Annotated in this window: 22 protein-coding genes; 16 read left to right on the top strand and 6 right to left on the bottom strand. The window is 35.4% G+C overall.

Annotated features, from left to right (window positions below; translation table 11 throughout):
- The first annotated feature begins 1 nt into the window (after nt 1).
- The 3 genes from ctaF to B2C77_RS12815 all read left to right on the top strand — a co-directional run bounded on the left by ctaF (nt 2) and on the right by B2C77_RS12815 (nt 2,390).
- Nucleotides 2-316 (top strand): cytochrome c oxidase subunit IVB, encoded by a 315-nt coding sequence (ctaF, locus tag B2C77_RS12825; protein WP_077704411.1) that lies wholly within the window; start codon nt 2-4, stop codon nt 314-316.
- Nucleotides 317-443: 127 nt separating this feature from the next.
- A complete protein-coding gene (ctaG, locus tag B2C77_RS12820; protein ID WP_077704408.1) occupies nt 444-1,349 on the top strand; it encodes a cytochrome c oxidase assembly factor CtaG in 906 nt (301 codons plus the stop codon).
- Nucleotides 1,350-1,934: 585 nt separating this feature from the next.
- On the top strand, nt 1,935-2,390 hold the full coding sequence (locus tag B2C77_RS12815; RefSeq protein ID WP_077704406.1) for a DUF420 domain-containing protein: 456 nt from the start codon (nt 1,935-1,937) through the stop codon (nt 2,388-2,390).
- Nucleotides 2,391-2,474: 84 nt separating this feature from the next.
- Here the strand turns inward: B2C77_RS12815 and ytvI are convergent, their stop codons facing one another.
- A complete protein-coding gene (gene ytvI / locus B2C77_RS12810) occupies nt 2,475-3,533 on the bottom strand; it encodes a sporulation integral membrane protein YtvI (protein WP_077704403.1) in 1,059 nt (352 codons plus the stop codon).
- Nucleotides 3,534-3,792: 259 nt separating this feature from the next.
- Nucleotides 3,793-4,158 carry a YugN family protein gene (locus tag B2C77_RS12805; protein ID WP_073005322.1) on the bottom strand — a complete coding sequence of 122 codons (366 nt, stop codon included), beginning with the start codon at nt 4,156-4,158 and terminating at the stop codon, nt 3,793-3,795.
- Nucleotides 4,159-4,477: 319 nt separating this feature from the next.
- On the opposite strand from B2C77_RS12805, the gene B2C77_RS12800 reads away from it, so the two are divergent.
- The 7 genes from B2C77_RS12800 (at nt 4,478) to coaD (ending at nt 9,109) form a co-directional block, all read left to right on the top strand.
- Nucleotides 4,478-5,545, top strand: a complete 1,068-nt coding sequence (locus tag B2C77_RS12800; protein WP_077704400.1) for a CAP domain-containing protein — start codon at nt 4,478-4,480, stop codon at nt 5,543-5,545.
- 597 nt (nt 5,546-6,142) lie between these two features.
- Nucleotides 6,143-6,547, top strand: a complete 405-nt coding sequence (gene ylbD / locus B2C77_RS12795; RefSeq protein WP_077704397.1) for a spore coat protein YlbD — start codon at nt 6,143-6,145, stop codon at nt 6,545-6,547.
- Between the two features lie 11 nt (nt 6,548-6,558).
- The gene (locus tag B2C77_RS12790) at nt 6,559-6,792 is read left to right on the top strand and encodes a YlbE-like family protein (protein WP_077704394.1); all 234 of its coding nucleotides are present in this window, start codon (nt 6,559-6,561) and stop codon (nt 6,790-6,792) included.
- Between the two features lie 50 nt (nt 6,793-6,842).
- On the top strand, nt 6,843-7,280 hold the full coding sequence (locus B2C77_RS12785; RefSeq protein WP_077704391.1) for a YlbF/YmcA family competence regulator: 438 nt from the start codon (nt 6,843-6,845) through the stop codon (nt 7,278-7,280).
- Nucleotides 7,281-7,490: 210 nt separating this feature from the next.
- Nucleotides 7,491-7,766, top strand: coding sequence for a YlbG family protein (locus B2C77_RS12780; RefSeq protein ID WP_073005732.1), 276 nt, complete (start codon nt 7,491-7,493; stop codon nt 7,764-7,766).
- A gap of 293 nt (nt 7,767-8,059) precedes the next feature.
- Nucleotides 8,060-8,614, top strand: coding sequence for a 16S rRNA (guanine(966)-N(2))-methyltransferase RsmD (gene rsmD / locus B2C77_RS12775; RefSeq protein WP_077704388.1), 555 nt, complete (start codon nt 8,060-8,062; stop codon nt 8,612-8,614).
- Between the two features lie 15 nt (nt 8,615-8,629).
- Nucleotides 8,630-9,109 (top strand): pantetheine-phosphate adenylyltransferase, encoded by a 480-nt coding sequence (gene coaD, locus B2C77_RS12770; protein WP_077704385.1) that lies wholly within the window; start codon nt 8,630-8,632, stop codon nt 9,107-9,109.
- A 397-nt stretch (nt 9,110-9,506) separates the two neighbouring features.
- On the opposite strand, the gene ylbJ is transcribed toward coaD, so the two are convergent.
- Nucleotides 9,507-10,715 (bottom strand): sporulation integral membrane protein YlbJ, encoded by a 1,209-nt coding sequence (ylbJ, locus tag B2C77_RS12765; protein WP_077704382.1) that lies wholly within the window; start codon nt 10,713-10,715, stop codon nt 9,507-9,509.
- A gap of 117 nt (nt 10,716-10,832) precedes the next feature.
- Entirely contained in the window at nt 10,833-11,804 is a 972-nt protein-coding gene (locus B2C77_RS12760; protein WP_077702006.1) for an IS30 family transposase, read from the bottom strand.
- Nucleotides 11,805-12,242: 438 nt separating this feature from the next.
- Here B2C77_RS12760 and B2C77_RS12755 point away from each other — a divergent pair, with 438 nt between their 5' ends.
- Nucleotides 12,243-13,253, top strand: a complete 1,011-nt coding sequence (locus B2C77_RS12755; protein WP_077704379.1) for a SepM family pheromone-processing serine protease — start codon at nt 12,243-12,245, stop codon at nt 13,251-13,253.
- A gap of 113 nt (nt 13,254-13,366) precedes the next feature.
- Here the strand turns inward: B2C77_RS12755 and B2C77_RS12750 are convergent, their stop codons facing one another.
- Nucleotides 13,367-14,569 carry a nucleotidyltransferase gene (locus tag B2C77_RS12750; protein WP_077704376.1) on the bottom strand — a complete coding sequence of 401 codons (1,203 nt, stop codon included), beginning with the start codon at nt 14,567-14,569 and terminating at the stop codon, nt 13,367-13,369.
- A 655-nt stretch (nt 14,570-15,224) separates the two neighbouring features.
- Between B2C77_RS12750 and B2C77_RS12745 the strand changes: the two genes are divergently transcribed.
- The 3 genes from B2C77_RS12745 to B2C77_RS12735 all read left to right on the top strand — a co-directional run bounded on the left by B2C77_RS12745 (nt 15,225) and on the right by B2C77_RS12735 (nt 16,892).
- Nucleotides 15,225-15,755: a YceD family protein gene (locus B2C77_RS12745; RefSeq protein WP_077704374.1), complete on the top strand. Its 531-nt coding sequence runs from the start codon at nt 15,225-15,227 to the stop codon at nt 15,753-15,755.
- 35 nt (nt 15,756-15,790) lie between these two features.
- On the top strand, nt 15,791-15,964 hold the full coding sequence (gene rpmF, locus B2C77_RS12740; protein ID WP_050352640.1) for a 50S ribosomal protein L32: 174 nt from the start codon (nt 15,791-15,793) through the stop codon (nt 15,962-15,964).
- Between the two features lie 445 nt (nt 15,965-16,409).
- Entirely contained in the window at nt 16,410-16,892 is a 483-nt protein-coding gene (locus B2C77_RS12735; RefSeq protein ID WP_077704371.1) for an RsfA family transcriptional regulator, read from the top strand.
- Nucleotides 16,893-17,082: 190 nt separating this feature from the next.
- On the opposite strand, the gene B2C77_RS12730 is transcribed toward B2C77_RS12735, so the two are convergent.
- Nucleotides 17,083-17,577: an N-acetyltransferase gene (locus B2C77_RS12730; RefSeq protein WP_077704368.1), complete on the bottom strand. Its 495-nt coding sequence runs from the start codon at nt 17,575-17,577 to the stop codon at nt 17,083-17,085.
- Nucleotides 17,578-17,878: 301 nt separating this feature from the next.
- Here B2C77_RS12730 and B2C77_RS12725 point away from each other — a divergent pair, with 301 nt between their 5' ends.
- Nucleotides 17,879-18,265 (top strand): DUF3397 domain-containing protein, encoded by a 387-nt coding sequence (locus B2C77_RS12725; RefSeq protein WP_077704365.1) that lies wholly within the window; start codon nt 17,879-17,881, stop codon nt 18,263-18,265.
- A gap of 227 nt (nt 18,266-18,492) precedes the next feature.
- Nucleotides 18,493-20,112, top strand: a complete 1,620-nt coding sequence (gene bshC / locus B2C77_RS12720; protein WP_077704362.1) for a bacillithiol biosynthesis cysteine-adding enzyme BshC — start codon at nt 18,493-18,495, stop codon at nt 20,110-20,112.
- The last annotated feature ends 143 nt before the right edge of the window (nt 20,113-20,255 follow it).

The raw sequence follows: 20,255 nt of genomic DNA, 5'->3' as shown, positions 1-20,255 counted from the left end.
CATGACAGATAACACCAATACCAATTCATTTCAGAAACAAAAAAATAAGGAAGAAATGAAAAAGCAACTGATTACATTTGCATTAATGATTGGTTTTACGATTGTTGCTTTCTCTATTGTAGCAACAGAAGCTATGGATAAGATGTTTGCAGTTCCGTTACTACTGATCTTAGCGCTCGTTCAAGTTGGGTTCCAATTTTATTATTTTATGCATATGAAAGATAGAGGCCATGAGTTTCCAGCTATGATGATTTATGGCGGGGTATTCGCTGCACTATTAACGATAGCTGCTTTAGTAGCTATTGTATGGTGGTAAAAAAGGTCGGGTGTTCCCGACCTTTTTCATTTCTAAGAATGTTTTGAAAAAATGTCAAACTTTTTTAATGTCTACACGACGATAAGTAAGTTATAATGAATAAGACAATCCTTTTGAGGTGATTATCATGTGGCTAGAATTACAAATTTTTGGCTTCCGAGCTTTATGGAGTCCTTATTTTCTATTGTTCGTAATTGGGTTAGGAATGGTTTACTTTCTAATAACTGGACCATACCGACATAAATTCGGTGGTGATGAAAAACCATCTAAACTGCAGCAAGGTATGTTTTTGCTTGCGCTCGTATTGTTGTATGCAGTGAAAGGTGCTCCAACAGATTTATTATCACATATGATGTTAACGGCACATATGATCCAAATGGCTGTATATTACTTAATTTTCCCTATTTTAGTCATTAAAAGTATTCCAGTGTGGATTTGGAAAAAAGTGATTCATGCGCCATTCATAGAACCAGCTTTTCGCTTGTTGACAAAACCATTGATATCGTTACTTTTATTTAATGGGTTATTTTCGCTGTACCATATTCCTGCTGTTTTTGACTTTGCCAAATCTACACAAATTGCACATACGTCCATTTCTTTAATTATTTTAGTAGCTGCTTTTATCGTCTGGTGGCCAATTTTGTCTCCGATAAAAGAAATGGATTCAATGAGACCAGTTTTAAAGATTGGCTATATTTTTGCGAATGGGGTTTTAATAACTCCGGCATGTGTTCTAATTATATTTGCAGATGTTCCGTTGTTTTCGGCGTACAGTCAAAATGGAGCCTGGTTACAAGCACTCGCTTTATGTGTACCTGGAGACGTACTAGATGGGTTAGCTGTACAAATTAGTGGACCTGAAATGTTTTCGCCAATGAGCACGTTGGAGGATCAGCAGCTTGGTGGAATCATTATGAAAATTATGCAAGAAATCACTTATGGTTTTATATTGGCAAGGGTTTTCTTTAAATGGTTCACAGATGAAAGTTTAAAGGTTGATCCTATGCCAGCCGATGTACAACATTCTCAATAAATATACGCATAGATAGTGTAGTGGGGAACCCCAAACTTAATTTTTATCTGTTCCTATATAAAAGGTGACAAGAATATTTCTTTAAAACTTGAATTGTCGCAAATAACTGGATAGATATTGGCGCCTTAATGCTTGATTTATCCCAGATTTAAGGTGTAAAACTCCCAAGAAGCGAGTTGAACAAGTCTAGTGGGTCAGGTGCCTAACCCTCTTTTTGCACTATAGGAAAGTATAAAGTTTTTAGCGTTAATCATATAAGAAAACGACAGCGCTTTTCCGCATAAAAAATGGCGGAAAGCCATGTTATCTATCTAATACAAAGGTCTATACACCATACTCTTTCGTAGGAAAAGAATCCCTCGCGAAAGGAAGATTCATTTCTTTTAAGTAACCCTATGTATCTAACAAAAAAAGACTACTTGCACTATCTGTGTTTTATGTAATTTGCAAGCCTCTTACCGTGCGAATAATAATTTTTACTTTTTTTAGGTAAGTGCTTCGCTTGTTAAAGTTTAACTTGTTAAAATGGAAAGAATAAGTATGCTACTTGTTTCTTGATTTATTAGATAGGAGAGTGGATTTAGTATGCCAATTTTACCAACAATAAGTACTTTTTTTATTGTTATAAGCGCTATTTTTGTAGCTATTGGCTGGCGTTTTATAGTAAAAGGAGAAGCAGTAAAACATAAAAAAGCTATGATAACAGCTGCAGTTAGTGCTATTATATTCTTCATTATTTACATGTCCAGAACAATATTTATCGGGAATACGAGTTTTGGAGGGCCACAAGGTTTAGAAATATATTATACAATTTTCTTGATATTTCACATTACTTTGGCAACTACAGGTGCTGTTTTTGGTATAGTAACCCTAATATTAGCATTTAAGCGCAATATTCGTGTACATAGAAAAATTGGACCAATTACTAGTGTTATTTGGTTTTTTACAGCTATTACAGGAGTGGCAGTATATTTATTATTGTACATTTTATATGATGGTGGGGAAACAACGAGTTTAATTAAAGCTATCTTAGGAACATAAAAAAATGGGAAGTTCTGGTAACTTCCCATTTTTTTATTAATTAAATAGCTGTAGCATATCAGAGAAAAGTCTTTAAGAATTACATTAGATTTTTATATTCCACTTAATAATTCCAGCTTCTTTAGCCGAATGGAAGGTAATTACGATCAGTGGGCCAAGTATAAATCCTAGTAATCCTAATAATTTTAAGCCGATAAACATAGAGATTAACGTGGCCAATGGAGAGAGTCCTATATGCTGGCCCATTACTTTCGGTTCAACGATTCTACGAATGGCCAGTAAAATAATAGCTAGTATAGACAATTGTATTCCAAGGGTTGTATCCCCCGCCATAAACATAAATAGCGCCCATGGCCCGAGGACAGCTATCGAGCCGATGATAGGGATTAAATCCACAATCCAAATAATTAATGTCATAATAATGGCAACTTCGGGAGCAATAAACAAAAGACCAATTAAAGTTACAGCTAAAATGATTAAGCTAACTAGGAACTGCGCTTTAAAGAAACCTAAAAACACGTTTGTCACTCGTTGATTCATAAACGATACTTTTTCTGCTGTTTCCTTTGTCATCATGTGGTACATCTTTGCTTTAAGGATAGGCAACTCCAGCATGAAAAGAAACAAAGCAATTAAATATACGATAAAGCTAATTAAATACTGCGGAATGGATGAAACAAGTTGCGCAATTCGTTCAATAGTAATCGTTTCTTTTGCGTTGGTCGTTAAAGTATTCAAATTTGCTTCAATACTTGAAGATACTTGTCTTACAAATTCATTTGGGAGGTCATCTGTGTAACGTTGAACTTGCCCTTCCCAATCCTGGTAAATCCTATTTAACTCATTAAAATGTTGTGGCACTTCTTCTACAAAATTAACAACTTGGGTAACCGCCCGTGTAATAGTAAACGTTCCTACTACTCCAAGAATGATTAAAAACAATAAAAAAACAATGGTTACGGATAATTTCCGATTGACCTTTAATTTTTTTTGCACTAATCTTATTATTGGGTTTAAAATAAGTGCTGTTACAAAAGCCACAATCAAAGGAATGGATATTGGTAAAACAAAAATGAAAAATAAGATTAATAAAATAGTTAAAAAAATTAGTGACCAATGACGTTTAGTTATATTGCGAAACAAAGTAATATGCTGGCTCCTTTCATTATCAAGCAATAACGATATACTTATAAAAAATATAGCATTAAATAGCTAATTTGAACAGAATTAATTACTATTACGGGGAGAATATATTTCGACTACAATGAAAAGAGAGGAAATCTACTGCAAAAAGGGCTATAAAATATCTAAATATTGTCGTTAAATATAGAAAACCGACTACCTTCATTATCGGATGGCGTCGGTTTGTTTGTAAATTAATTCCATATCTAAGGAGATTAAATTATTGTTTTAGTTGGTTTATCTCTGTTTTTAGTTGACTAATATGACTTTTAGCTCGTTCTACTATATCACTTGGGAAATTCTCTTCTTCCCCATATTCAACCCCATGCGGATAGTAATGTTTACCTAATAACGGCGTTAACATTTGAATGACTGCATCACCACGATCTACATCGCCTTCTACCGCATAGCCTTGGATTCGAATATAGTATGTAATGCCTTTCTCGTCAGAGTCGATCCGATAATCATACGTAACCCGCTCATAATCCCATTGCCCTGCCCGGATAAAAGCATGTTTTGCTGTTACATGATCAAGCGGTTTTAAATCAATGATTTCTTCTTCTAATCCAGTATTTTCTAATTTCATTTTCCCACCTCACCTTGTTATCCTCACTATACTATATTAGTATGAAATATAACAACTTTCAATGAAAAAGACACGATGCAATATAAATATTTGCCGTAATTGCTTTTTTTTATTATGATACAGTAAAATACTAGAATAAATAGCATGATATATTTGATGCAACATATACATCGTATAAAGTGATTTTTAAATAGTAGGGTTGGTGCTCGTGTGTTATCTGTTGTCAGAATTCATTCCGTTTTCTTGTAAGTAATCAAAGTATATGGAGATTGAAAACCTTACTATAAGCTTCATGAAAAATGAAAAGGAGAAGCGAATAATGCGATTTATACGAAACCTCTTACTTTTAGCAGTAGTCGCTGTTGTCGGTTTTTATTTGTTGGAAAGTAGTGAAACATCTCCCAAAGAAACGATGCAAATAATTAGTGATACAGTAAAAGAAAAACAGCAAATGATTAAAACAAAAGACGTACCAGAAGATAGACCCGATATTGCTTTAGAAGGTGATATATTTAAATGGTATGGCAAATCAAGTGAGCAATTAGAAGAAGAATTAGGCGAGCCAGTTAGAAAAGATTTAAGTGCTTATGGTTACACGTGGTGGGTTTATACAAATGATAAGGACCAATATATTCAATTCGGGTTGATAGATGGAACGATTCAGACTATTTATGCGACTGGCAAAGGAACAAATATCAAACCTGTTGCCATTGGAGAAAGTTATGAAAAGGTGCAAAAGCATTTTCAATTTAAAGAAGAAGTAAATTATCGGGACGGACTTGCTTCTTACACATTTAAGCTAAGCGCTGACGATAGAAAAACGAGACCATTAGTAAAAATTTCTGACTCTATTTTCATGCAACTTTATTTTGATACTTTTCAACAACAATTATCTTCTATCCGAATTGTTGACATTGATGCTCTTTTAAAGCATCAACCATATGAATTGCGATATAGAGGTAAAATCCCAGAAAAACCGAGTTTGTCTGATGAGGAATGGGAAAAAGTAGAAGCCGGTATGGAACAACAAGTGCTAGATATTACCAATATTATGCGGCAACAACGGAATAAAGATAAGTTACAGTGGGAAAAATCAGTTGGAGAAGTTGCCTATTTTCACAGCAAAGATATGGCTGTTAATAAATATTTTTCTCATTCCAGTCAAGATGGAAGAGGTTTAAAAGAACGTTTAGAGGAAGGAGAAGTATCCTTTGTCGCAGCAGGTGAAAATATTGCAGCGCAATACCCAGATGCTGCTGCTGCAATGGAAGGTTGGTTGAATAGTAAAGGTCATAGAGAAGCTTTGTTAAGTGATAAATATACTCACTTAGGTGTTGGTGTATACCGATTATATTATACGCAAAATTTTTTGGCTAAACCTTTTTAGTAAGCAGTAAGTTAGGAGCTATTCCAAAAAAATATTAGATTGTACATTGTTAGAACCAAACGGTTAGGAGCTAATGACCAACTGCTCCTAACCATTTTTTATGGTTTAGGAAATTATTGGAAATCATTAAATTTTGCAACTGTAGATAAACTAACTAAGTTATTTAGCCACGTCCGGCTCCGGCGCCCAGCAACTAGGCAACCTTCTTCACTCCATTGCCCTACGATAAGTCATTATCGGTTCGTTCTAAATAGGAAGGCCGACTAAAGCCGAGCTTGCCGGAGGACGCCGGCATACTCCTATTGCAGGAGCATGATTCCTAAAACTTTAGTTGATTCGTTCCACTCGTTACGTTGCTAAACGGGCGCTTGCGCCTTTGTTCTGCAACGATAGTGACTTAAAGTTTTAGAAAAACAAAGGCTTTCAGTTTTTCTAAAAGTGAACAGTGTAATGTTGATAGTAACCAAGGCTTGAGAAAAATCATATGCTTCAAACAATATAAATATAAGTAGGGGCAAGTACTTGTTAATCACAAGCGTTCACTTATAGCATAAACTAATTAGTACATATGACTATATGCAAAAGAGGTGACTATGTATGAGTGATCAAGATTTACACCCTTCTGTAAGTGCATTTAAGCAATTTATTAATAAGCACCCACAATTGATCAAAGAAGTCCGTAAAAGCGGAAAACCGTGGCAAGACATATATGAAAAATGGGTATTACTTGGTGATGATGATCCTTACTGGGATAAATTTAAACAAGCAGATGAAGATAATATTGAAAATAAATCAAAAGATAATCAGTCGAATGAAAATAATAAAGAACTATTTAGTCAACTATTAAAGATGACAGAATCAATGGATTTAGAAAAGGTGCAACGTCAAATGGAGCAATTTAGTTCTTCTATATCTACCATTCAAGAAATAATTTCGCAATTTAAGCAGACAAAGGACACGAAACAACCAACCAACGAACGGATGGGATGGTTTCGTGATTAAGGAGAATAAATATGGATCCGTTATGTTATGACTATTTAAAACAGCAACCTGAACTTTTACAATTTGTCCGTATGAATCCAGTTTGGTATCGTTATTTATCCCGCGACCCTTCTCTGTTACCAGAAGTGAAAAAAGAAGCAAAAAGGTTCTATGGGAAAACATTTCCTCAACAAATAGAAAAGGTGAATCAGCATATGCAAATGGTTAGTATGTTAATGCAGTTCGCTGGAGCAATGAAAGACTAAATATTTTCACATACTATAAAAAATGGTACTATGAAGGAGGAGGTGTTAGGATGATAGCGACAATGGACTACGTAGCACTCCTAGATCAATCAGAAGAACTAACTAAAATGATCTTAGGTTCTGATGTTATGGAAGCTTATCATCATGCTCAGAAGGAACTACAAGCAGATGCAGAGGCACAGAAGCTCATTCAAGCTTTTTCCTCGATAAAAGAGCATTATGAAGATATACAACGGTTTGGCAGATATCATCCAGATTATAATTCTATTATGAAGGAAGTGCGTAGAGTAAAGCGTGAAATGGATATGAATGACAAAGTCGCTTCCTTTAAAATTGCTGAGCGCAATTTGCAAAAACTATTAGATGATGTCAGTCAATATATAGCATATAGTGTAAGTGAACAAATTAAAGTGCCTAAAGATGGAGCGGCTCTAAGTGATAGCGGCTGTGGTTGCGGTAGTGGTGGTAGCTGTGGTTGCGCTTCTTAAATGGGTAGAGGAACATAATCGTATGGATCTGATACCATGAACAAATGAAGTATAAAGTGCATCTTCAATGAGAGGGGGGGGCTTCTTCTTTCATCCCCACTCATTGTTGCTAAATATATAAAACATAGCTAATTCTTTAAGGAAGCCCAGGGTACCCGTGGTTTGATTTTTAAATTATTGATTTAACTGTAGGGGAGCGAGGTGAAAAAATTGCGGGCAGAACGTCAAGGCTTAATCGTCTGGTTCCAGCATATGAAGAACTTAAAGCAAATTAAGCGATATGGACATTTGCTGTATAGTTCTAAAAAAATGAAATATGCGGTTATATATGTAAATCAACAAGAAGTAGAAAAAGTGGAAAAAAAACTACTGAAGCTAGCATTTGTTTCTAAGGTGGACAGGTCATATAAGCCGTTTGTAGAAACAAACTTTGAAAATGCTAAACCAGATAAAGCAAAACAATACGATTATAAAATGGGGATTTAAAAAAGAAAAAACCTGCAGAAATAGTTCTACAGGTCCCTTTGTTTCCTAGTAAAGAAAACAAAAAGGCAAAGGGAGAGGAGAAACCGGAAGAAGAACTTATGGGGAAGTGTAAGTCTTCTCCGTTTAATGAAACAGCCAAAGTTATTTATAGCTGATTCATTACATTAGTATGGACGTTTCTTTGAATAATATACATGATGTGGATTATTTTTAGGTTTCCCTGTTATTGTTTTTCGTTTTCCTATTTTTGTGTTAGGATAAATGTCGAATAATGGTAAAGTGGAGGTGAAGCAATGCGAATAATTGCTGGAGAGCATAAAGGAAGGCAATTAAAGGCAGTTCCAGGCCGTATGACTCGTCCAACAACCGATAAAGTGAAGGAAGCCGTTTTTCAAATTATGGGTCCCTTTTTTGATGGTGGTAATGCACTAGACTTATTTGCTGGAAGTGGCGGTTTAGGAATAGAAGCATTGAGTAGAGGGATAGATCGAACGATTTTTGTGGATAAATCACCACAAGCGATACATATTATAAATGAAAATCTACAGAAATTGGATCTCGTTAGTCGATCTGAAGTGTTTCGTGCGGATGCATTTCGAGCTTTGCAAGCAGCTGCTAAGCGTCAGTTGTCTTTCCAGTTAGTCCTATTAGATCCTCCTTATGGGAAAGTAAAGCTTGAAGAAATGTTACAAAAAATGTTGGACTTGAACCTGGTAACTACGAATACATGGGTATATTGTGAGCATGATATATCCGAGCAATTACCTGTTGCACATCCTCGTCTTTCCATTGTCAAACAAGCGAGTTATGGAGGTACAATTTGTACGACCATCTACAAAGTTAAATAGAAGGGAGCGCTTATCTTGACTAGATTGGCGATTTGTCCGGGGAGTTTTGATCCCGTAACCTATGGACATCTAGATATTATTCAGCGTGGCGCTAAAATTTTTGATCATGTTATCGTCACTGTATTTAATAATCAATCAAAAGACCCATTATTTACGGTGGAAGAAAGAATAGAATTGTTGAAAGCTTGTACAAGCGATTTACCCAATGTAACTGTAGATTCATCTAGTAGTTTACTTATGGATTATGCAAAATCCAAAAATGCTCAAGCTGTTATTCGTGGCTTGCGTGCTGTTAGTGATTTTGAATATGAAATGCAAATTACGTCGATGAATAGGCAGCTTTATGCAGACATAGAAACTTTTTTTATGATGACGAATAATCAGTATTCTTTTTTGAGCTCCAGTATTGTTAAAGAAGTTGCCAAATACCGCGCGAATGTTAGTGATATGGTTCCTAATGTTGTTGAGAAAGCTTTAGCTCGTAAATTTAAATAAAATTGCAATATTGAATATATGATAGGATTACGAGTAACAAAAGCAATTACATAATGGTATAAGTGCAAAATTTTTGGAAGTATGTAATATAGAAAAATATACCATTCTACGTATTTATTAAGCAACTAAATCATTTTCATTATATGTGATTTGCATGGGATATAAGGTGCTGTAAGGCTCACTTCGAGAATGGAGAGATGAGCTTTAGACAAGTATAAATAGGAGATAGCAGCACCGAATCCCTTTTTTCGCTGTAGAAAATTAAAAAATCTAAGACTATCGTATAAATCAAATTTTTTGAGACTATTACAACCTGCGTAATAATAGAAGCCGAAAAATTTTTTTCATGCAATCTTTTCCCGCAATGGAAGACTGTTTCCCCCCCTCCTGCTTCCAATCAGTTTTGTCTTCGATTATATAAGAGGAGCAGAGAAAATCCAATAAAAACGATTGTTACTAACGGCCCAATGGCTACTAAATTTTCAAAAATTACACTCCATGTATTCTCAGGTACATTATGATGTACAGGAACTACTTGCATATCAAAAACTTTTCGGTCAATATATAAAGGTTTATACAGAAGAATCGTTAATATGCTTGCAAATAGACCGTGAAGAATACGGGCAAAAAAATATGGGGCAAATCGGATATCTGTTTTAGCAAGAATGCTCGCTACTTGGGCTTGGACAGAAAAACCGTTAAAACCAAGTATAAAACTGACTAAAACTGCTTGTAAAAACAGTGTATCTTGAACAACCGAGATACTCTGAACACCGATGGTAATTTCAAACAGTCCAGAAAGTATAGGTAAACCAAAATCGCTTGATATGGAAAAGAAAGTTAATAAATCTCCTAAAAACCGACCGATAAAAGCAGAAATGCCTGTTAAAAAGAGTAATTTTGTTAATACAGAGAATAATACGATGAATCCACCAACCATTACTAACGTTTTTACAGAATGAACCACCGCATCACCTAGAACTTCTCCCAATGGACGCTTATCTTCCAATCTCGTACAATGCATAGCTGAAAAAGCTTTACGTATAGAATAGTTGGGTGTTTTACTTAACCTTTCTTGATGAGACCGATCTTTCTTGTTTCCATAAAAACGCATGCAAATTCCGACAAATGTATTACCCAAATAATGGCATACTGCAAGTAATACGCCTAAAGAAGCATTTTGAAAAAAACCTACAGAAATAGCAGCGAAAATAAATAGTGGGCTTGACGCATTTGTAAAAGCTACTAATCTCTCGGCTTCAATTCTTGTTAATTGTTGTTCTTCCCTTAAGCGAGTAGCTATTTTGGCTCCTGTCGGGTAGCCGCTAGCCATGCCCATAAACCAACCGAAACTGCCTGTACCAGGTACGTTAAACAAAGGGCGCATAACTGGCTCGAATAAAACACCTATGAATTGAACGACACCAAAACTAATTAGCAATTCAGCGATGATGAAAAAGGGGAGTAGCGAAGGGAACACGACCTCCCACCAAAGATTTAATCCACGAATACTTGCTTCCAATGATTGATCTGGAAATCTTATTAAAGATATGGCAATAAATATAGTGGTAATAGAATAAAGGATTGTTTTTAATATTTGTGCCAAAAGTAGTGCCTCCCACCATTTTTTCCTTACTCTGTACTTATTTAAATGTTAGTAGTAAAATTGGAATATCGTTTCTTGTGTAAATATGTTCACTCGGTTTTTTGTACTTTTGATTTGTCAAATTAAGCGAGACAACATGCTTTTATCAAAATCCTGACCGACATAATCTATGAAACACTCCATTGGTGTTTTGTATTTCAATGATTTCCTTGGTATGTTATTCCTTCGGAGTGCAACCTCAGAAATATACTCTTGTGACACAGGATTAAAGTCCATTTCTTTTGGTAGCCCATTCTTTCTCAGAAGACCGTTGGAATGCTCATTTAGCCCCCTTTGGGATGGCGTTCCAGGATCTGCAAAATAAATATCAACATCTTGTTCATTGCTGATGGATTTCCAATTGGAAAACTCTTTCCCGCAGTCAAAGATAATGGACTTAAATAAGTGTTTTGGTAATCGCTCAAACCATTGATTGAGCGATGTTTCAATATTGGTTGCCTGTCTACCAGCTGGTTTAATTGCGATGATGCATTTTGTTAAACGCTCAACAAGCGTGATGACAGCGCTCTTGTGATGACGTCCCACAATGGTATCTCCTTCTAGATGACCAAATTCTTTCTTGTAATTTGGGTGATCGTGATCACGATCAAGGATGGTGCGGCGAAATTTTTGTTTTCCTCTTCTTTCCTGGTGACCATTTGGTTTGCGTTTGCCTTGCATAGGTAAATCATTTTGGTTAAATTCGCCTGATGAAAACTTTCGATAAAGCGTGCGCATGCTGCAGGAGATAGTCTTTTCGTTTCGTCCGATTATTACATCAGGCGTCCAGCCATCGCGGACTTTTTCATGAATATAGGCTTTTTCGTTAGGTGTTAATTGAATCTTTTTACGACCACATGTCGCTTTATTCGCTTGATATTGTAGATAAACGTCTATCGCAGTAAGTCCTTCTTTCAGTTGTCTAATAACACGATAAACAGCTTCATGGCCGCGCTTTAATTTATTGGCAATTTTTCGACCAGAAAGGCCGAATTCATGATATTCCTCTATGAATACCAGTTCTGTTTTGGTAAGATGGGTGTAGGACATGTCAGATACACTCTCCTTAACTTTGGTTGGTTATTCGTTGAGTATATCATGACATGTCTTTTTTGGTGTCTCGCTTAATTTTACAATCTAGGACTATAAAAAGCAGAAAGTTTTAAGGGTTGTAATATAAGAAAAACGGTAGCTTCCTTCATAAAGAATTAGCGGTAAGAAAGTTTTTCAAATACGAGTATACTTAAATATACGCTTTAGTATCCTGATTTTATGCCAATACTTTCATAAGTGATGTAATATTGCCTTTGAAATTGTTTTTAAAAGTCGGGGTAAAGATCTGAGTTTTTAGTTGAGTGATTATCTTGCGTTTAAGGAGAAAGTCTATGGAAGAGAATTGTAGCATGGTGTGATATAACGCATACATATTTGGAGTGGATGTTAGATATCACTATGTTAGGGTAAGAATTCGTATGCGGAGGGAAGATAATGAAAAAAAAGTATATTATACATATATTGTTGGTTGTCGTAGCAGTTTATTTTTTAGCAATATTTCAATTACCGTATTATATTTACAAACCTGGCGGAGCTGATGCCCTCAACCCGATTGTTGAAGTTGAAGATGGTTTTGCTAGTGAAGGAGATATGCATTTAGTAACAGTTAGTGGTGCTAAAGCTACCCCTATGCAGTTTCTTTTGGCGAAAATATTACCTCATCATGATGTGCTACCAATTGATGAAGTATTTCCTGAAGGGATCACAGATGATGAATATATGCATGTACAGTTACAAATGATGGAAAATTCTCAAGAGGCTTCCACGGTAGTAGCCTACCAATCAGCGGATAAGGAGATTTCCATTGATTTTAACGGGGTATATGTTGCAATGGTTGTAGAAAGCATGCCGGCAGAAGGTAAGTTAGAGATGGGCGATCGCATTATAGGGATAGACGATAAAAAGGTGAACCAAGCTGATGATTTGCTCGATTATATTGGAACGAAGCAAGTTGGTGACAGTATAACTGTTAAATTTGTCCGTGAAGAAAAAACGATGACGGAATCAATTACTTTAGAAGCATTAAAAGATTTAGATAATAAACCTGGCATTGGCATTCAGTTAGTAACAGATCGGGCTGTTTCTGTTGATCCAGAAGTGAAGTTCTCTAGTGGCCAGATTGGTGGTCCTAGTGCTGGTTTAATGTTTGCATTGGAAATTTATGATCAATTGACAGAAGAGGACATCACACACGGTTATGAAATTGCAGGTACTGGAGAAATTGATTATGACGGCAATGTGTATCGCATTGGCGGGATTGATAAAAAAGTAGTTGCTGCAGATAGGGAAGGGGTAGATATATTTTTCGCTCCTAACGAACAAGGAAAAGAAGGGTCCAATTATCAAATTGCTTTAGAAAAAGCAAAAGAAATTGAAACGGATATGGAAATTGTTCCAGTAGACACGTTTAAGGACGCGATTACTTATTTAGAAGAATTAAAATAGTGAAAAGACCTGCCCCCGAGTATGTTTGAAGGGTAGGTCTTTTGTTTTATTCAAGAAATTTCCAGGAAAGGTTCCACTATAAAAATTTGGTGATAAGCTAAGTCTTTCTAATCTTAGCTAGATAGAGGGGAGCGCTCTTGCTTGAGCAAATTTTGTTTTGTCGCTATGGGCAAAATACTATAATAGGCATTGCTTGCTTTTTCTTCCATTTGTAGCATTGGATGCATGTTCCGGCTCATTTGATGGATAATAGGCGTTATCAAGGTCTTTTTTCGCTCATGCAAGTATTTTTGTCCTTGTTTTGTAAAGCCGAGAATACGTACATACGGTATCGCAGTTAAATCATTTAACGCTTCTATGTCACTTTTTTTTGTGTTGGTTAAGATATGTACACACATGCGTTGTAAACGTGTCCATGTATACCTTTTTGTTTTTAGCTTTTCCATCCAATCTTGAAATGTATGGGCATGTTTCGCGGTTTTTTTAATGCGATACTCTAGCCCCTCGTCTACACCTTGGATTAAAGAAAGTTCTTGGACGCTCATCGTAGAAACACGATAGTGAAGCAAAGAGAAATATGCTTCCCATGTATGCCAAGTAGAAGCTGTTCGTTTATAAGCAATTAACTGTTCATACGTTGTTTGCGGGATGGTATTGCGAATAGATGCAGAGATCGAACCTTCTTTTTGTATGGCTTCTCGAATACTCGTAGCACTTGCAATGGATCCATGAATGGTTTTATCATGATAACCACTTTGCGTTCTTTGAATGGTCAGTGGTTGAATAGGTAAATGATAGTCATAAATTGTTTTCAAATAGCTAAAGCCTAGTATATTATTTGGTTGAGTTAAATTCATAGAAGAAAGCCCAATTATTTCATACGCTTTTTTACTTGCTTCAGGAAAAGCTAACCCTCTATTCAAATTCTGTTTAAGTGCCGCTTGGTATGTATCGATATGTTTCGTTAGCTTTTGGTAACTTTCTTTGAAATGGTTAATGTCTCCTGATTCACTGCCAAAACAAATACTGGAAACTTGTAGAGCATGGAGTGCAAGGACTGCCCCTTTCGCGAACAACTCACTGCTTTGAACGGCGAAAGTGTAAGGAAGTTCGATTACAATATCAACGCCTTCTCCTAGGGCAGCTTTTGCTCGATGAAATTTATCTATCATTGCTGGCTCTCCACGCTGTAAGAACGAACCACTCATAACAGCGATGATACAATCTGTTTTAGCTAGTTTTTTTGCATGTTGTACGTGATAAACATGTCCATTATGAAAAGGATTGTATTCAACAATTAATCCGCATGCGTTCATTTTATCAACTCCTAAAATAGTTCTTAACTATCTGTTTAAATACGTACAATATGCATTATCAACCATTTGTTTCATTGTTAAAATCTTAAAGGATTTAAGTTAATTTTAATTGTATCAGAATAGGATGATATGTGCATGCATGAAATCGGTGTATTAGAAAAGCTAATTGAACATGAAAGGAATTTTAATATATATAAATATTTCCCTGTCTGATATGAAGACTAATTGTTAGCGGAAAAAGAGAAGATGCTTCATTATAAAACGTATGCTTAGCTGGCAAACACATTTTGACAGAGTCCTTCTCATGGAATTCATTCATAAGGTTATATGAATGAAACAAAGGAATACCAGGTTCTAGGTTTGTGAAAAAACAGGCCAGTAATTAATAGTGCAGTTGATATTATTAAGCTAGCTGCATTTTGCATGCATGGTTTTTCTTAAAAATCTTATACTTTATCTATAACGCAAAACAATGGGGTTATAACTATGTAGAGAAAAACTTGATACATACAGTTTCAATGATAAGTGTGTGTCTTGTTTATCTATATGTTATAGTGGAATAGAATTGGGTAAGATAGGAAATGTGTAAAGAGAATATGTTGACAAAATCATGTTTTTCTTTTAAAATTACTCTTGTTGCCTTGAGGTGAGAACTATGAAATTTGCGTTAGCTCAATTAAAGAAGAATGCTTATAAGGAACCTTTTACTTTTTCAGAAACGGAAGATGTTTCCGAATTGGAAGAGATGAACAACGATATTCGTCATATTGGCGAAGTAGAAGTTCAAGGAACGTGTTTTTTTCAAGGAGATAATATTATTTTTTCCTTACGTATTCACGGTGAAATGGTGCTTCCGTGTGCCCGAACGTTAGAAGATGTTCATTATCCGTTTGCTATCCAAACAGATGAAGTATTTACAACGTCGTTATATAGATCGGAAGCTGAAATCGAAGCTGAAATTCACCCAATTGATGGAGAGGTGCTTGATTTAACCCCGTTAATTAAGGAAAATATCTTGCTAGAGGTTCCGTATCGCGTATTTTCAGAGGAAGAAAACAGTCGACCTGATTATATAACAGAAGGTAAAGGCTGGCAATTTACTTCCAAACAAAATAACGCAAAATCAATAGATGAGCGTTTTAGGAAATTGGAATCATTGTTTAATAAAGATGAGAAGAACGATTAAGTTTATCTTATCTTTCTATGAAGGAGGTGTAAGTCATGGCAGTACCTAAAAGAAGAACTTCAAAAAAGGTGAAAAACCAACGTCGTACGCATAAAAAATTACATGTGCCTGGCATGGTAGAATGTTCAAATTGTGGGGAGTTGACGAAACCGCACCACGTTTGTAAAGCATGTGGTCACTACGATGGTAAAGAAGTAGTCAGTCAATAATAAAATGTAATTCTAACATGTTGAGTCAAAGATCTGAGAAACTTTATAATTCTTGGATCTTTTTCATTTCATATGCATTGTAAGTTTGGGGCAGGTCACAAACGTGGCTTGCCTTTTAATCTACCTGGAATATAATAAACGTATCTGTTACATGTTATTTGTTCCACTATAGGAACGTATAAAATTTTTTTGGTCGGTTATAGTATAAGAAAAATAAAGGCTTTCACCATTAGACTTGGGGAGAAGCCAAGTTTTCTAATATTTTCATGTGCCTAGTTTATTATCTATGGAAAGGATTATAGCTTTTGTAATTGTAGCTTCACTTGCGTAGAAATGATGTTTTAGAGAAAAGTATGGGCAATTTTTTAAAGAAAAACACAAACCTTTTATTCTACCACTCCTAGTTTTTGCATACATTGATAGCAAATGTATAAGGAGGGGTGTTATGAATGTTACAAGGCAAGACGCATGGACGAAAGATGAGGATGTCCTATTAGCAGAAACCGTTCTACGTTATATAAAAGAAGGAAAGACCCAGTTGGAAGCATTTAGGGAAGTAGCTCATAGACTGTCTAGAACTCCTGCAGCCTGTGGATTTAGATGGAATGCAACAATTCGAAAACAATATCAAAATGAGGTTCAACGAGCAAAAGAAGAGCGTAAGAGTGAAAATATTAATTATAGCTGGCCTGTTCCAGAAGCAGGGAACCAAGATCCGCTTCAAACTGTCATTTCGCTATTAGAAAGAATTAAAGCTGGGAATGAACAGATTGCATCGGAGCATCTGAATGAACATGAATTACATCTAAAAAAACTACTGAAAGAAAACGAGGAATTAAAATACATTTTGCTTCGCTATGAAAAGGCATGGCAAGAGATGGCTGCCTTATTGAAATCTGTTGTTACTGAAAAGCCTAACCAAGAGTGAATGGCCTCTATTTGGCATCATCTATATTCCATTATGTACAACTGGAAAAAGGAACGAAGACATGAATGCAAGATAATTCATGTCTCTAGTTCTTTACAAGCACTATAGGAAAGTATAAAGATTTTAGGGTTTATAGTATAAGAAAAACTACAGCTTCCGCCATAAAGATTTGGCGGTAAGCCACGTTTTTCTAAGCTTCATCTTGCTCCTTTATGTGGTTTTCTTTCACACCTGCTGGCATCCAAATCAGTGGATTTTCTCCCAAATCTCGTTCCATTTTGTACTGCGCCTTTTGAAAGCCCATTTTTTCCCAAAAGGCATGAGAGTTAATTCTAGGGTTTGTTTTTATTGGTAATTGATAACTTTTCGCAAAATCTACTAACGCTTTGCCATATCCTTTTCCTTGGTATTCTGGAAGAACTTCTAATTTCCACAAAGTTAGATAATCTTGAGGTGGGTCAAAATAAAAGTCATACTTTCGATTGACTCTATAGAGGCTCATACGAGCAATTATACTGTCGCCAATATAAATTCCGTAAAAAGGTGAATCACTTTGGTTTTCCACCAAATTGTTCTCCAAATCTTCTAACATAGATAATTCTTGATTGCCGTACTCTTTAAAATGTTTAAACTTCTCCAATGTCTTATAATTGATCAAAAGCTTTTCAACTTTCACTTTGTCCATCTTTCTACCCCCTTGCAAATAAAATAATTCCCTTTTTACACTATATAAAAGTTTAAAACTTCGCACCTATAGTATAAGAAAAACCTACAAGTTCCACCATAATGTCTTGGTGTAAGCCCAGTTTTTATAGAATTATTTTTGTTTTTCTATGAATTTATTATAATATAAAAAAAGTAAAGATGAAAATAAAGTGAAGCGCATTCATGTTTGTTGAACACATTTCTGTTCTTATTTATAAAATAGATTTAAAGTACTTCTATTAGTATAATAACAGCAGTGGTATATTGGAGGAAAGAATATTATGTTGAATGGAATAATGTATATTATTGCTTTTTTTATTTCTCTACCTTTTTTAGCGACATGGATTGTGTATGTTTGTAGTTATAAGTTAACAGAGCAAAAAATCAAATCTTTTCATCTGGCAGTATATGTAACTACACCTTTATACTTGATAGCTGTAACATTAATGATAGACATGGTTATAGGCATGTCGTTGACGGCTGCTATTATTATTCTTTTGCTACTCCTTTTGGTGGGTGTTCTTATTTTCCAGTGGAAGAAGAGAACGGAAGTCCTTTTAAGTAAAGCTATTAGAATAGTTTGGCGACTGATGTTTTTACTGTTTATTACGTTATATGGACTGTTAATTGTTACAGGGATCATACAACGTATCTTTTTTTCTGTGTAGGAAATAATGAGCTTTTAAGTTGATACCATTAGAAAAACTTGGCTATTGCCAAGTTTTATGGCGATGAAGCGCCATTGTCTTGCTCATACTGTTAACCATAGAAATTCTATATTTTCTATGGCTTGTTCAAATAGACTTCTGAATCAAGCTCGAACAGATCGCATGAAATTTTTAAAATTATTATGTACAATACATGGAGGAGATTACATATAAAGGAGCTTGAATCGATGCGGATCGAACCTATAAATTTAAAGCAACAAAGTAATTTAATGAAAGATTATCGTAATAATGAGGCGAGTATTCATTCGTTTTTTGATTACGCTGCATTCGGTGAATGGAAGCATAGGTATCATGATCTGCAAAAAAACGTTTATAAGCGTCAGGAGTTATGTGATGTTTTACAGTCCATAAACAAACAATGGCAAGCTCCTGAAAGCACGCAGAAAAACATTCAAAGATTACGTCAGTCACAAGCTGTGACCGTTATCGGTGGGCAGCAAGCTGGTCTCCTAACAGGGCCGCTATATACGATTAATAAACTAATTTCAATTATTCAGCTAGCAAGGGAACAGGAAGCGGAGTTAGGCGTACCAGTCATACCTGTTTTTTGGATAGCAGGGGAAGATCATGATTTTGCAGAAGTGAATCATGTTTATATGTGTAAAGAACATCAAATACAAAAAAATATATTAAAGCAACATGTGCAAACCAAAACATCTTTAACGGATATGGAAATGGAACACGCGAAACTGAAGCAGTGGTTGGATAAATTATTTGAACAATTAAGCGAGACGAATCATACAAAAACGTTGTACCATGAAATAATTAGCTGCTTATCATCTTCACATACGTTTGTTGATTTCTTTGCTAAACTTATTTTCTGTCTATTTCCTAAAGAAGGGGTAGTACTAATCGATTCTGGAAATAAGTCTGTACGCCAGTTAGAAAGTGATTACTTTGTGGAAATGGTGGAAAGTCAACCAGAGATAAGTAAAGCAGTGTGCGATTCCTTAGATCAATTACAATCTTTAGGCTACACCGTAGGTCTATCTGCGACACCCGTAGATGGCCATCTGTTCTATTATGAGAATGGTGAGCGCATATTGTTGCAACGATCGAAGGAAAAAGGATGGACGAACAAACAGAACAGTATATATTTTACAACGGAACAACTAAAGCAAATTGCTAAAGATACGCCAGAAAAATTAAATAATAATGTAGTTACTCGTCCCTTAATGCAAGAAAAATTATTTCCAAACCTTGCATTTATAGCAGGACCTGGTGAAATAAGCTATTGGTCTACATTGAAGACAGCATTTCATCACTTGCAAATGAAAATGCCGCCAGTGGTACCTAGGCTATCTTTATCCATTATTGATCGTACGACTGATAAATTATTATCCCATTGTCAACTAAGTGCAGAACAAGTGATTAATGAAGGTGTGCGTGAAGTAAAAGAGAAGTGGCTAGCAACAACATCGTATCCTTCCATAAAAACAATTACTCAGGAAGTACAAGAACAAATAACTAAAGTTCATGCTCCCATGCGTCATCTAGCTGCTTCTATGAGGAGTGATTTAGGGGCGTTAGCTAATAAGAATTTGGACTATATTCAAAATCATATCCAATATTTAGAAAATCGCTTAATAAAGGAACTGCAATTACAGTATCAAAATGATTTAGCCACATTTGATTTACTGGAATGTACGCTCCACCCAGAAAATGGATTACAAGAACGTATTTGGAATCCTCTTCCTTGGTTAAATATGTATGGTATGTCATTCACAAACCGATTGTTACAGTATACATATTCCTTTAACAATTCCCACTATCTTGTTTACCTTTAAGTTATTCGTTCAAGGGGCCAAAGATAAGTTTACATTCTATGTTGTGGAGAGGGGCTTGTTCTTAGCTTTGAAGCGCTACTTTCTCCCACTTGAAATAAATTGTATGTAAAAAGGCTGTCATTATTATTATGGCAGTCTTTTCT

The sequence above is a fragment of the Virgibacillus dokdonensis genome (assembly GCF_900166595.1).
GTDB lineage: Bacteria > Bacillota > Bacilli > Bacillales > Amphibacillaceae > Virgibacillus > Virgibacillus dokdonensis.
The sequence above is the reverse complement of the archived record's forward strand: the minus strand, read 5'-3'. Positions and strand labels throughout refer to the sequence as shown.